The sequence below is a fragment of the Thermoanaerobacterium sp. PSU-2 genome (genome assembly GCF_002102475.1).
GTDB lineage: Bacteria > Bacillota > Thermoanaerobacteria > Thermoanaerobacterales > Thermoanaerobacteraceae > Thermoanaerobacterium.
Map to the genome: position 1 here is coordinate 86511 of NZ_MSQD01000005.1, position 13469 is coordinate 99979.

At 36.6% G+C, this 13469-nt stretch carries 13 protein-coding genes; all 13 read right to left on the bottom strand.

The window, feature by feature from the left end; translation table 11 throughout:
- Positions 1 to 9 precede the first annotated feature (9 nt).
- The 13 genes from BVF91_RS05435 to BVF91_RS05495 all read right to left on the bottom strand — a co-directional run bounded on the left by BVF91_RS05435 (position 10) and on the right by BVF91_RS05495 (position 13290).
- Entirely contained in the window at positions 10 to 222 is a 213-nt protein-coding gene (locus BVF91_RS05435; protein WP_085112462.1) for a CLC_0170 family protein, read from the bottom strand.
- Between the two features lie 85 nt (positions 223 to 307).
- Positions 308 to 1030: a nucleotidyltransferase family protein gene (locus BVF91_RS05440; RefSeq protein WP_085112463.1), complete on the bottom strand. Its 723-nt coding sequence runs from the start codon at positions 1028 to 1030 to the stop codon at positions 308 to 310.
- A 7-nt stretch (positions 1031 to 1037) separates the two neighbouring features.
- A complete protein-coding gene (locus tag BVF91_RS05445) occupies positions 1038 to 1715 on the bottom strand; it encodes a GntR family transcriptional regulator (protein WP_013786981.1) in 678 nt (225 codons plus the stop codon).
- Positions 1708 to 2574, bottom strand: a complete 867-nt coding sequence (ispE, locus tag BVF91_RS05450; RefSeq protein ID WP_085112464.1) for a 4-(cytidine 5'-diphospho)-2-C-methyl-D-erythritol kinase — start codon at positions 2572 to 2574, stop codon at positions 1708 to 1710. The genes BVF91_RS05445 and ispE overlap by 8 nt, the downstream gene beginning before the upstream one ends.
- Positions 2575 to 2728: 154 nt before the next feature.
- The gene (locus BVF91_RS05455; RefSeq protein WP_085112465.1) at positions 2729 to 4261 is read right to left on the bottom strand and encodes a DUF3794 and LysM peptidoglycan-binding domain-containing protein; all 1533 of its coding nucleotides are present in this window, start codon (positions 4259 to 4261) and stop codon (positions 2729 to 2731) included.
- Positions 4262 to 4382: 121 nt separating this feature from the next.
- Positions 4383 to 4646 (bottom strand): Veg family protein, encoded by a 264-nt coding sequence (locus tag BVF91_RS05460; RefSeq protein ID WP_014757674.1) that lies wholly within the window; start codon positions 4644 to 4646, stop codon positions 4383 to 4385.
- Between the two features lie 195 nt (positions 4647 to 4841).
- A complete protein-coding gene (yabG, locus tag BVF91_RS05465) occupies positions 4842 to 5690 on the bottom strand; it encodes a sporulation peptidase YabG (RefSeq protein ID WP_014757673.1) in 849 nt (282 codons plus the stop codon).
- A gap of 72 nt (positions 5691 to 5762) precedes the next feature.
- Positions 5763 to 6314 carry a stage V sporulation protein T gene (gene spoVT / locus BVF91_RS05470; RefSeq protein WP_013786976.1) on the bottom strand — a complete coding sequence of 184 codons (552 nt, stop codon included), beginning with the start codon at positions 6312 to 6314 and terminating at the stop codon, positions 5763 to 5765.
- Positions 6315 to 6412: 98 nt separating this feature from the next.
- Entirely contained in the window at positions 6413 to 7318 is a 906-nt protein-coding gene (locus tag BVF91_RS05475; RefSeq protein ID WP_143588973.1) for a peptidylprolyl isomerase, read from the bottom strand.
- A gap of 49 nt (positions 7319 to 7367) precedes the next feature.
- On the bottom strand, positions 7368 to 10868 hold the full coding sequence (gene mfd / locus BVF91_RS05480) for a transcription-repair coupling factor (protein WP_085112542.1): 3501 nt from the start codon (positions 10866 to 10868) through the stop codon (positions 7368 to 7370).
- 5 nt (positions 10869 to 10873) lie between these two features.
- Positions 10874 to 11242, bottom strand: coding sequence for a hypothetical protein (locus tag BVF91_RS05485; RefSeq protein ID WP_085112467.1), 369 nt, complete (start codon positions 11240 to 11242; stop codon positions 10874 to 10876).
- The gene (gene pth, locus BVF91_RS05490; RefSeq protein ID WP_085112468.1) at positions 11230 to 11802 is read right to left on the bottom strand and encodes an aminoacyl-tRNA hydrolase; all 573 of its coding nucleotides are present in this window, start codon (positions 11800 to 11802) and stop codon (positions 11230 to 11232) included. Before pth ends, BVF91_RS05485 begins: the two co-directional genes overlap by 13 nt.
- Positions 11803 to 11934: 132 nt before the next feature.
- A complete protein-coding gene (locus BVF91_RS05495; protein WP_085112469.1) occupies positions 11935 to 13290 on the bottom strand; it encodes a S1C family serine protease in 1356 nt (451 codons plus the stop codon).
- Positions 13291 to 13469: the final 179 nt, after the last annotated feature.

Sequence of the window (13469 nt, forward strand, 5' to 3'; positions counted from 1 at the left end):
CCTTTCTCATCAAATCGGTGAAAATTTAATGATTATGTACATGATTGCATCAACTAAAAGATACGCTATGCCTATATTTCTGCAAACTTTTGAGTCTTTATCAAGCCCTTTTTTCTTCAAATCTTTGGGCTCAAACACCGATTCATAAAAACCTGTTATGAAAAGTACGGTAAACAAATACGCGTTAAAAACTTGTTTCAAAAAAAGAAATACATTCATCATATCCACATCACCTTTTTTAAGTATTTCACAATAAAAAAAATATATGCAAAAAAAATAGGCCTCCGCCTATTCTCATGCATATATATTAAGCTATATACTTATTTGCCATTTCTACGTCTTCATCCTTATCTACATCATTGCCTATCTCTGGGTATTTAGATATTACAGCTTTTGCGTTAATATTGAAAAGCTCTGATACCTTTCTCTCAAGCTGACTTATGGTTACGCGCCCAAAAGCGAACAGTATCAAAATCCTAAAGCCCAGCAACTGTCCTAACTTCCACGGTTTTTTCCTAAACGCTATAAATTGTTTTGCCGCTTCAATGCAAGCATCGACAATTTGAGGATTTATATAAAATATATTTCCACCGGTGAAAGTGCCTTCTTTGATTTTAGCGTAAGTCCTCTTTGCGTCTGGAAATTTCCTCTCGTTGTCCTCTCTTTTAACTATCGGATAACACAAATCCGCGTTCAAGGCTTCAGACTGCTCTACAAAGTCTATTACTGCCTCTTTTGTAAGCATAGGTATATCGCATGTCAATATCAATACGCGCCTGTCATTTTTAAAAGGCTCGACTCCTTTGACAACATTTTCTATTATGGAATTTCCTTGATCTATCAATATATCTATGCCATCTATACATTGCAGTTTTTCCCTGTCGCCTACTACAGCAATCTTATCTACTTTCCCAGAGCCTCTTAACGCATCAATGACATACGATATCATATACCTATCCTTTATCTTAATAAGAGCCTTTTCTGGAAGCTTCTCATCGCCAGTGCTTCCAGCCAGTATTAAAGCATTCATGATTCATTCACTCTCCATTGCTAAAATGCTTCATATCTTTCACTAAATCATTTTGAAAATTCTGTATGTGCTTCTCCGCCCACTTTTGAGCATTGTCAGAACTACGCATCTCCAATGACTCCAATATCTTCTTGTGCTCTTGATACAGCTTCTTTGATTTTTTAAAATCGCTTATATACCTTACTCTAAACCTATGAACATGCTCTTGAAGGTTGTTCATTATCTGAACCAATTTTTCATTTCTTGAAGCATTGAATATCAAGTCATGAAACTCCTGATCGTACTTAATCAGCTTTTCTACGTCGTTTTCTTGTATCCCCTCATAAAATTTGTCCAATATTTCTTTTAGTTTTTTTAGTTCATCGTCTGTTATCCTTTCAGCAGCAAGTGATGCCGCAAGTCCTTCTAAAGACTGCCTGACTTCAAACGCATTAAGCAGATCCTTCGTACTAAGATCTGACACATATGCACCTTTTCTCGGTACCATGACGACAAGCCCGTCTAACTCCAGCTTTCTTATGGCTTCCCTTACGGGAGTCCTGCTAACTCCCAGTTTCTCCGCCAACTGCACCTCCATAAGCCTTTCTCCTGGCTTAAATTCGCCTGTTATAATAGCATTTTTCATGTAATCAAATACGATATCCCTAAGCGGTTTGTAATTTTCTAATGGCAAATAGTTATTCATAAAGTTCTATCCCCTTATCAATAGTATTAGAAATACATGCATAAAATCCATCAGCCACAAAAGAATCATAAGCAATATTTATTTTTACACTATCATCAAAAATTCCGAATACCGTTGGCCCACTGCCACTCATAAGAGTGCCTAATGCACCTTTTTTAACCATCATCTTTTTTATATCGCCTATAATAGGATATTTTTTGATGGTTACCCGCTCCAAGTCGTTCCCCAGACTCATACATATATTCATGACATCTCCTGAGTTTATAGCGTCAACCATATTTTTAGTATAATTATTTTCTATGAAAGCAAGATTGTCATATTCAGTATACACGTCCTTTGTCGCTACGGATATATGAGGTTTTACTAATAGCAATTTCAAGTTGGGCGTATGTAAGTCTTGAAGCACGTCCCCTATACCAGAAGCCACTTTAGTACCACCATCTATGCAAAAAGGCACGTCGGCCCCTAAAGAAACGGCCAAATCTTTTAAGACAGACAACTTTACATTAAGGTTCCAAAGCTTGTTTAGAGCGACTAAAGTTGCCGCAGCATTTGAGCTGCCCCCAGCAAGTCCTGCAGCAATTGGTATGTTTTTTTTAAGTCTAATGTGAACACCGTATCCGCCAAATTCTCTTTTTAATAAATCCGCTGCCTTTATGATCAAATTGGATCTATCTGTAGGTACATCTTTCCTATTGCATTCAAGAACTATGTCATCATACATCTCAAATTCTAATTTATCATATAAATCTATCGATTGCAAAACCATCTCAACAAAGTGGTATCCATCATCTCTTTTCCCTTTGACATCAAGTGCCAAATTTATTTTTGCGTACGATTTCGCTTTTAGTTTGTCCATAACCAGTTCACTTCCACAAAAAATTTACGCTATAATATATATTATACATTATACACGAAAATCCTTCTACATATGTTTAAATCGATAAATAAATTTTCTCTATGAAATAAAATAAAGTTGGAATAAATCATGAATTCCAACTTTAGCTTAAACCTCATATTTTATTAGGTATTATAAGCTTTGAGCCAGCCAAAATCCTCTCGTCTTTTAATTCATTTACTTTAATTATTTCTTCTTTAGAAGTCCTGTACCTTTTAGCTATATCCCAAAGCTCATCGTCCTTTTGGACCATGTATATCGTGATGCTGTGCCTATTTTCTTCACTTCTTACATCTTCAACTTCCTTCGCATCTACAAGCACATCGTACTTGCTAATTTTAAAGGCATCTACAGTAGCATCGACTACAAACTTAAGTTCTGCCTCTTTCATGGCCATAATGTCATAGGTAATATGCGTTACTTTTAAATCGACGAAAAGATCTCCGTCATCTATTGGCACATCCAAAAACGTCTTAAACTGTGCTTCGTCTTTATAAGACATGGTGTTGCCGTTATCACCTATATATATGATGTTATAATCGATCACACCTTCTAAGATGGCTTTTCCGTCCTTTAAAGCGTAGTCTGAAAGGACAGGATATGCAACAACATCAATTATTCTACGGACATTGTTTCTAAATTCCACATTTTCTTTAAATATGGCTTGTGATTTAAAGCGCCCTTGCTGACTTATGGCTTCTATTCTCTCGATTACAGGCTCAACGTTTCTGTTGATGCCGTATATGTCTACCGGGATCTCAGTTTCATCTTTCTCTGTCACAATAGTATCAGTCTTTAAAACCAATTCTATGTCGATTATCCTGTTATCTCCGCTTTCATCAGGCAATATCTCTATGTTTTTCTCAATTATTCTTTCATACGTATTGGCATTCATATAGCTTAATGCGCCAGGCACGTCTATAAAATTAGCGTAATTTAGGTCACATTCTTCATAGCCGTACTCATCTTTCGAATCTCCTTCGTACACTATATACACATGAACGCTACCCTGTATTATGACGCGATTATCTGTTATTTTAGGCTCATCAGGCTTTATAACCATGTCAACTTTTAATATCTTAGAAACATTAGGTTCACCGTCAGAAATCTTAACTTGCTCTTTCAAGAAAGTCTCCGCACTGTTTTGCCCTACGATATTTGCTAATTTGATGGTCTTTTTCAGATATTCTATGCCTTCATCGCCTTGTATTCCCACTATGGCTTCTTTCTTTTCCTTTGCAAATGCTCTACCAGAAACGCTTACTATTGCTTTTACGTTCATCTTGCGGCTATTTATAAGGGAAAAATCTACATGTTCTACTCTACAATTGACGATAGATTTGCACTTTGAGTCAACACCGCTAATCTCTAAAAAATGCGTAAAATCCACAGACTTGTTAATTCGAAGGAGTTTTTTGTCCTTGTCAGCCACGTATAATATGCTTAGCTTAAGCTGCCCATCAACTTGAATCTTGCCGTCGCTTTCAACAACGTCGTTTATTACAGATTCCCCTAAAACCGCAATCACATTTATGGCATCAGGCATATCTTCCGGTACTATTACATCGCTTTCTATAAGAGCCTGACTATCTTCCCCGCCTACAAATCTGTCATAACTTATGGGATTTGTCAATGCACCTTGTAACATTTTTTTACCTCCTCGTATTAAATATATGATCAAATATAGAAGCTATATTTATCTAATATAATAATATAAAAGGAGGTATAAAAATATGCTAAAAACAAAAACCGATTGTTATCGGTTTTTGCTACATACATCTTATTTCTTTTTCACCTTTCATAAGTGTAAGCTCAACTGTATCTGTTAAAATGTCAGAATAACTATATGAGACCCTGCGGGTTGTTCCATGTCCATCTATGACAATAATAAAAATACTGGGATATGTTTTTTCTAAAAATCCTTCACGGATTATTGTCTTCTTTCTGCCACCGTTAGTTTTTAGCCGGACTCTGGCGCCAACATGGTCATCCAGCTTCTTTTTAATCTCATGTAGGGCTAATCTATCGGCCAATTTTATCACTCCTTACAAAATTCTGAAAATATTATAACACATTTTTCATCCTTTGTCAAATAAAATATATTATTATACCAGTGAAAATGTAGTTTGTCAACAAATCAATTCATGCTTAAAAGCACAAATAAATGCGCTAAATAGAGAATTATCCGGCATAAGCCGGGAAAAATTAATAGCGAGTCAGTTGACTCGCTAAAATTTAGCCTTTGGAACGCCATATCTGAATTTCCCCATCGTCTGCAGTCCGCCAATCCCTGCTGAACCTGTGATGGTGTCTTCTATAAGCTCTTCGATTTTTACTATCTCATTTATATGAGCGTAAGCTACTTTTTCACACACTAAAACAGGATCAAGGCAATGTATCAGCACTCTTTCAGGTGAACTTGCGTAATTTGCTCCAGATGATATTAAAGCTTCATAATTAGACTGGCAAGCACCTGCAAAAATCACCAAATCATCCAGAGATGGCTCATAGCTTCTGGCCTTTTTTACAGCTTCTACAAAATATTTTGAGTTTCTGTAGTTGTTTAGATCTGAATAATTTCTGGTGTTTTTTACGCCATCATGTCCTGTCAGCACCAGAATATCCGGTTTGTATTTATTTAGTAAAGCCACCACTTTATCAGGCTGCTCTTTTTCATCTACTATTTCTCCATAAGCCACTATATTTGCCTTTTTGTATGCATCTAAGCAAATATTCAGATATCCTTCATCGCCGTCTATATGGAGAACCGTACCAGGTTTGCCGTACGGCTCACTTCGGTTTGATCGCATCACATTCGATTTCCTCAAATCTTTTGATTGAGCAATCTTTTTAATTATATAATTTGCCTTTCTCTGATATGGTTCATCGTATTCGTTAATTCTGGTCAATGAAGCTGGCATAAGATCATCTTCAGGTGCATCAGCAACAATTCGCATATTTAGTCCGTGCAAAAGGTAATGTCTTGTTCCTCTATTTTCTATAACATCTATAACTTTAAACAGTAAATCAAAACCGTGTGATTTCCTCACTACTATGTCATTGACTTTAAAAGGCATAAAGATCCCCCCACAACATTATAGTCATTTTCATATACTATAATATGCAGGGTTCTATATACTTGTTATATATTATTCTTCCATTTGTTTTCCTAAGAATGTAGCGGCTGTCTCAGCTATCTTGGCCTCGACATCGGTAAGAACAACACCGCTTTCTCTCGTAAAGATTATTACAGTTCCAATCGTATCACCTCGTGAAATAATCGGAACTATAACCTGTGATACAGGCATAAATTCCTGTCCTTCTGCTATTGCAATAGTGCCTTTGTCTTTTCCTTCGCCAAGTATGACAGTTCTTTTTTCCTCCATGTACTTTTCCAATTCTGGACTTATGGGTTTGTCAATCAATTCTTTCTTAGGCATACCTGCCACAGCAATGACATTGTCGCCATCTGTTATGCAAACAGGTTGCTTTGTTGATTGATATATGCTGTCTGCGTATTCTTGTGCAAAGTCTCCAAGTTCACTTATAGGAGAGTACTTCTTTAATATTATTTCACCTTCTCTGTCAGTGAAAATCTCTAACGGATCACCTTCTCTAATCCTCAATGTCCTTCTTATTTCCTTTGGAATTACAACTCTTCCAAGGTCATCTATTCTTCTAACAATTCCAGTCGCTTTCAAATTATGTACCTCCATTTCCTGAAATTTTAAGTTCAAGATTAGTATTTATGTATTTCCATTATTTTATACATAAAAAAAGACACTTCTTTAAGTGTCTTTTATATTGTTACTTTTATATTTTGCGGAAATTTCTCAATCTTAGCTGCCTTTTTAAGAGCTTCTGATTTCTGATTAAATATGTCCTGCTTTTTGTTGTTTTCCAAGTAGGATATTATGCTGCTTTTTGCTTCATCAAAAGACTTTGTGTACTTTTCTTCTGATTTAATTATATGGTATCCATACTGTGTCTTGACAGGCTTTGATATCTCTCCAGGCTTTAGCGCAAATGCAGCATCTTCAAATTCCTTTACCATTGTGCCTCTTGTAAACTCTCCAAGTTCACCGCCATTGTCCTTTGTAGAAGTATCTATCGAATATTGCTTTGCAAGATCCGCAAAGTTAGCGCCCTTCATAAGCTTATCGTATATTTCATTAGCGGTTTTCTCGTCAGAAACTAATATATGGCTGGCTTTAACCACCTCAAACTGACTTTTATTGTCGTTATAGTATTTTAAAGCTTCACTATCAGTAACTTTTACATTTTTAGTCCAACTATCTACAAGCTTGTTTATAAGGACGTTGTCCTTGGCCATTTCTTTGGTGACTTTGCTATTTGTGGCTTTTTCCGCGTTGTATTCATCGGTTATTTCTTTGTCCGTCGCTGTAAACTTCTCTTTTTCAGCTTCTTTCAGCAAAAGCTTCTCCAGAATCAAATTGTCCAATACAGAATTCTCAACTACGTCAATAAACTTTTGCTCATTGTAGTTTTGATTCCAAATGTCTTTAGTGTACTGCGGATCGCTTTCTATCTGCGCCTTAACCTGATTAAACGAATCTTGATATTCTTTCAGCGTTATATCTTGTCCATCAACTTTTGCAACGATGTTTTTGTTTACACCACAGGAAGTCAGTGTGGTAAGTGCCAATGTCAATGCTAAAAATGCTCCTAATCTTTTAAGCTTCAATGCATTCATCCTTTCACATTACTATTTATATACTCATTATATATCAGTTTTAATTTATCTGCAAACATTTAATCTTGCTGACCAAATCGATCAATTCTTTCAATAAGTTTTCCTTTTTGCCATATTTATAGGTGATGTATGGCGGAATTTGACCTGAAAACATTATTTTACCTTTAAATTCATTGACTAAAGCATCAACTATGCTTGAATTTATAGACTTATTGTCCTTAAACTTCAAGATTACGGAATTTCCTCTTTCAGTAATCTCCAATATGTTTGCATCTCTTGCCAGCGCTTTTAAATAAGCCACATCTATAAGAGCTTCTACAGCTTTCGGATACTCTTTAAACCTGTCAATAAGCTCGTCCTTTATGTCTTCAACGTCTTTTTCATTTTCGATGGAAGAAATCTTTTTATACATTTCAAGCCTTTGATTTTCATCTTCAATATAATCCTTATCTATATAAGCGCTAACTTTAATGTCGATTGCTGTATTGGGCTTGTCTTCTTCAGGTACTCCTTTTAAGCTTTTGATTGCCTCGTCCAGAAGCCTCAGGTACATGTCATACCCTACAGCATCTATATGCCCATGCTGCTCAGCTCCTAAAAGATTTCCAGCACCTCTTATCTCTAAATCTCTCATGGCGATTTTAAACCCTGAACCAAACTCCGTAAACTCCTTTATTGCTTCAAGCCTTTTTTCTGCCACTTCTGTAATAACCTTATCTTTCCTGTAAGTAAAATACGCATAAGCAAGTCTATTTGACCTTCCTACCCTTCCTCTCAATTGGTACAATTGAGAAAGCCCCATCTTATCTGAATCATACACTATTATGGTATTTACATTTGGTATGTCCAAGCCCGTTTCAATTATTGTGGTACACACTAATATGTCGTATTCCCTGTTTAAGAATCCTATCATGATATCTTCCAGCTTTCCTTCATCCATCTGACCATGTGCAACAGCAATACGAGCTTCAGGCACCAGCTCTTTTAAAATCGAAGCCATTCTTTCAATGCCATCAATTCTGTTGTAGACAAAATAAACTTGTCCTCCACGCCCCAGCTCCCTCAAAATCGCATCTCTTATTAGATCTTCATTAAATTCTACCACGTACGTTTGAACTGGATACCTATCTTCAGGAGGATTTTCCAATACGCTCATATCCCTTATGCCTATAAGGGACATGTGAAGTGTCCTTGGAATAGGCGTAGCAGAAAGAGATAACACATCAATGTTTTCCTTCAACTTTTTAATCTTCTCCTTATGTTTCACACCAAATCTCTGCTCTTCATCTATGATTAAAAGGCCAAGGTCTTTAAACTTCACATCGTTTTGCAAAATCTTGTGTGTCCCCACCAGGATGTCTACGGTACCTTCGGCTACCATTTTAATTATTTGCGATTGTTCCTTGTTGCTTCTAAAACGAGAAAGCATCTCAATTTTGACTGGAAAATCCTTAAACCTCTGCACAAAATTGTTGTAGTGCTGTTCAGCTAATATCGTCGTGGGACACAAAAAAGCCACCTGCTTCCCATCTGCAACAGCTTTAAACGCAGCCCTAAGTGCTACTTCTGTCTTGCCGTATCCCACATCACCACAAAGCAATCTGTCCATAGGTTTATCGCTTTCCATATCTTTCTTTATTTCTTCTATACACCTAAGCTGATCTTCCGTTTCCTCGTATGGAAACCTTTCTTCGAAGTCTTTCTGCCACGGCGTATCTTTAGAAAAAGCATATCCTTTCATTGTCTGCCTTTTTGCGTACAGCTTAATCAAGTCCTTCGCTATATCTTCAACGGCCTTTTTAGCTCTTTTCTTAAGCTTAGACCAATCGCTGCTGCCTAACTTATTTAGTTTTGGTGGTTTATCTTCTGGCCCTATGTATTTTTGCACCAAATCCAACTGTTCAACAGGTACAAACAACTTGTCATCGCCAGCATATTTTATTTTAAGGTAATCTTTCGTGACACCGTCAACAGTTATTTTCTCTATTCCTTCATATTTGCCTATGCCATAATTTACATGGACCACGTATGAACCAACAGTAAGCTCTGTAAAATTCTTAATCCTTCCATCACTTTTAACTTTAACGGATCTTTTAGGTCTCCTTGATTGGCCAAAAATCTCAACATCGCTTATTAAAGCAAACTTGGCATCTACGTACTCAAATCCTTTGCTTATTGTGCCTGGATAAATTAACACACCGCCTTCTGGTATGTCGTACTCTTCGTCTTCTATAATAGGAACTTCTAATCCATATCCTATAAGGGAATTTCTCAATAATTTTCCTCTCTCTAAATTGCTGGAAAGCATGACAACTTTATAGCCGGAACTTTTGTAAAACTTAAGATCCTCTGCCAAAAGATCCAGCTTTCCGTGAAAAGAGTGCATCGTTCTTGATACAAAATTAACGATTTCTTTTGCCTGTATATTTTCATCAGACTTTACAATTGTGTTCATTAAAATTAGAGATTTATCTGAAAGCTTCCTTAGGATGTCGTCATAACCAAACAAAAGGTTTGACTGCTCAGGTATGACTTCTCCAGACAAAAGCAGCGACTTAAAATTTTCATTAAACTCTTTAACAATGTTTGAGGCCCTTTCTTTTACCCTTAAATTCTCATCTACTATTATAAAAGCATCATCGAAATAATCAACGATGGAATAAAGATTATCGTAAAAAAAGCCTATCAATTCCCCTATATTTGTTACATTTCTGGTCTCAGAAATATTCTCCATCATTTCGTCAAACTTCTTCTTGAGCTTTTCTGCCCTACCGCTTTGTGTCTCTTTTATCTTAGAAATGTAGGAATTTACCTTGTTGCTTAGATTGGTAAGCCCCTTTTTGATGTTCTCATCTTCCAAAATAAACTCTCTGGCAGGAAACAACTCAACCTCGTCTACATTGTCCAAAGACCTTTGCGTAAATGTATCAAAGCTTCTTATAGAGTCAATTTCATCGTCAAAAAGCTCTATCCTAAAACCTTCTTCTTCCATAGGAGAGAAAAAATCAATTATACCGCCACGTATGCTAAACTGCCCTTTACCCTCCACCATAGGGACTCTTTCATATCCCATGTCGATAAAAAACGATGAAATCTCATTTAAGTCCAACTTATCGCCAATCTTGTACTTCCTTTTATACTTTAAAAACACGTCTTTAGACGCAACTTTGTTTAAAACTCCATCTATTGAAGCAACAAATGCATAAGGCTTATCGTCAATGATTTTCTTAATAGCAGCAAGTTTTTTGCCTGTGATGTCTAAACTGGACGCATCCACTTTGTAAAAAAGCGCATCTCTCGATGGAATCAAATATGCATCGCCATTTAACAGTGAGCTTAAATCTTCATGCATCAATTTAGCTTCCACATCGTTGTATGTTATGAAAAGCACTTTTTTATTTAACTTCTTTACAATGTAGTGTGCTATGTGTGCTTTTTGAGAATCAGTTAATCCGTATATTAAAAGCGGTAGTCTCTCCTCTTTAAGAGCCTCATTTATTTCCCCAACCTCTCTCAAATTTTCTATCGGCTTTATAAACAATGCAATCACCTCAACATAATCCAATTCCAGCACCCATGAATGACGGCTGTCATAAAGATAGCAGCATATATATTTACATGTCTTAAAACGTAAAAAGCAACAACTCCAAAAACAAGGTGTGTGACGATGCTTAAAACTGATGCCTTAAAATTTATTTCTTTTGGTGATGCAACAAAATCTTTAAAGGCTTCCACAACCCCAAATACGAAATGAGCACCAATGACACTGCCAAAGATGTATCCCATGACAGTTTTAGACGATTCCTCAATAAGTGGCACGCCGTATATTACAGCTTTGTCACCGTACATATCCACAACAAGTTTATTCAAAAAGTAGGACAAAATTGCGCTTATAAAACCACCTACGATAAACATATATTGTTGCCATTGTACAAATTCATGGCATGTTCAACTCCATTCTCTATTATATCCAAAACAGCATTTGCCGCATTATCGATAGAATTTGTAACTATGTCCATATCCCTCTCCTCAAATCTACCCAAAACATGCTCTATCATGTCGCCTTTAGGCTTTCCTATGCCTAATCGCACTCTTGGAAAGTCCTCGCTATTTAATATATATATAATCGATTTCATTCCATTATGCCCACCTGCACTGCCTTTCTTCCTCACTCTTATTTTACCCACATCCAGGTCTTTATCATCGTATACCACAATCAAATTAGAAAGTGGCAATTTGTAAAAATCAACTATATCGTAAACAGCTTCACCACTGGAATTCATAAATGTCTGAGGCTTCTGCAGCACTATTTTTTCTCCTTTATAAAGTCCTTCACCGATCAATGATTTGAACTTAATTTTTTTTACAGCTATATCTAACTTTTTAGAAAGACTATCTATCACTTCGAAACCTACATTGTGCCTCGTCTTTTCATACTCTTTCCCGGGATTCCCAAGTCCTACAACAATGTACATCATAACCCCTCCAGTCATGCTATTTTTTATTATATCACAAAAAACGGCGAAAAAAAGTTCAAGTTTAACAATAAAAAAGTTCCTTACCAGCGGGAGGAGACTGGTAAAGAACTATTTAGCGTTATTTACATTTTATTGTGCATTTGAACTGCTCATAAGCTTTACTTTTGTGCTCATGGTCCTGCCATTTCTCCAGAATGTAACAGTTATCGTGTCGCCAACTTTATGCTTAGTTATTATGCTTTGCAGCGCATCAAAAGTCTGTACTTTTGTGCCATCTACTGCTGTTATCACATCACCTGGTTGAAGTCCGGCTTCATCAGCACCGCTTCCTTGCTGTACTTGCGCTATATAAAGTCCAACTGGTATATTGTACTGCGCTGCATCTTGTTGTGTTACTTCTTGTACGCTTACACCCATCATTGGTCTTTCTACATATCCGTGTTTTATCAAGTCATCTATTATAGGTTTTGCTTCATTTATCGGAATCGCAAATCCCATTCCTTCAACAGGTGTGCTTTGGCTTTGGAACATTCCAAATGGATCTTGTGTATTCGAACCACCTGTAGATGTCAACTTCACACTTGTTATCCCAACAACTTCACCATTGCTGTTGACTAAAGGTCCACCACTGTTACCAGGATTTATAGCTGCATCTGTCTGAATGAGGTTAACTGGGCCGTAATCGCTTTGAAGATTTCTGTTAAGACCGCTTATTATGCCTGCTGTAACCGTACCTGCAAAACTTTCACCAAGAGGGTTTCCTATGGCGACTGCCAGATCTCCCACTTCAAGTTTTGACGAATCACCTAATTTTGCCGGAATCAAATTTGTAGCATTTATCTTCAATACTGCCAAGTCAGTCTTTGAATCCTTTCCTATAAGTTGGGCAGGGAACTTTCTACCATCAGATAAATTTACGGTTATCTTAGAAGCGCCATCCACAACATGGTTGTTTGTCACAATATAGCCTTGTGAATCGATGATAATTCCTGAACCACTGCCTTCAGGCACCAGTGCACTTCCAAATCCATTGGAGTATGATACACTTGTATCAATTCCCACCACAGAAGGACTTACAATTTTAGCTATATTGGCAATCAAGTTAAAATTGTTATTGTCTGATGATGAAAGTGGCAAGTACCTGTTTATAACCTGTGTCTGTTGCCCTAAATTAGTGTATTTCATGATTCCTGCCACAGTTCCACCACCGATAAGTGCTGCAATCAATGCAACAGCCACAAATGAAACAAGCATTCTTCTTCTAAATCTTTTAACCATCTTGCCTAAGCTTTTTTTGTTGCTTCTAAACTCTACCCTTGGTGTCGTATAGGTTCCGCTTTCTTCAACACTATATGTTGCTGGAATTTCCTGAGTGTCATCTATATTTTCGCCTTTTATGTCATCGGAACCTAAGGCATCGTCAGTCCTAAAATTATCTATTTCATTTTCGCCTATATTTTTGTTTTGTTCATTTTCAAAATCCATATTCATCATCCTCCTTAACATCTCTCATGATTACATTATAAATTAGAATTTTTAATAAACTGTGAACATATTGTAAATTATTTTTAATAATTTTATGTGAAAAGAAAAAAATAAATGCAGCCCGAGGGGTGGCTCGAGCTGCTATAATAAGGGAGGTCAAGGAGAGGCTTTTCTCTCTC

What these genes read in the sequence shown, in the direction of transcription:
- BVF91_RS05435 (WP_085112462.1), bottom strand. Translation starts at nt 222, where the DNA reads ATGATGAATGTATTTCTTTTTTTGAAACAAGTTTTTAACGCGTATTTG.
- ispE (WP_085112464.1), bottom strand. Translation starts at nt 2,574, where the DNA reads ATGGACAAACTAAAAGCGAAATCGTACGCAAAAATAAATTTGGCACTT.
- BVF91_RS05445 (WP_013786981.1), bottom strand. Translation starts at nt 1,715, where the DNA reads ATGAATAACTATTTGCCATTAGAAAATTACAAACCGCTTAGGGATATC.
- BVF91_RS05485 (WP_085112467.1), bottom strand. Translation starts at nt 11,242, where the DNA reads ATGTTTATCGTAGGTGGTTTTATAAGCGCAATTTTGTCCTACTTTTTG.
- yabG (WP_014757673.1), bottom strand. Translation starts at nt 5,690, where the DNA reads ATGCCTTTTAAAGTCAATGACATAGTAGTGAGGAAATCACACGGTTTT.
- BVF91_RS05440 (WP_085112463.1), bottom strand. Translation starts at nt 1,030, where the DNA reads ATGAATGCTTTAATACTGGCTGGAAGCACTGGCGATGAGAAGCTTCCA.
- pth (WP_085112468.1), bottom strand. Translation starts at nt 11,802, where the DNA reads ATGTACATTGTTGTAGGACTTGGGAATCCCGGGAAAGAGTATGAAAAG.
- BVF91_RS05495 (WP_085112469.1), bottom strand. Translation starts at nt 13,290, where the DNA reads ATGGATTTTGAAAATGAACAAAACAAAAATATAGGCGAAAATGAAATA.
- BVF91_RS05455 (WP_085112465.1), bottom strand. Translation starts at nt 4,261, where the DNA reads ATGTTACAAGGTGCATTGACAAATCCCATAAGTTATGACAGATTTGTA.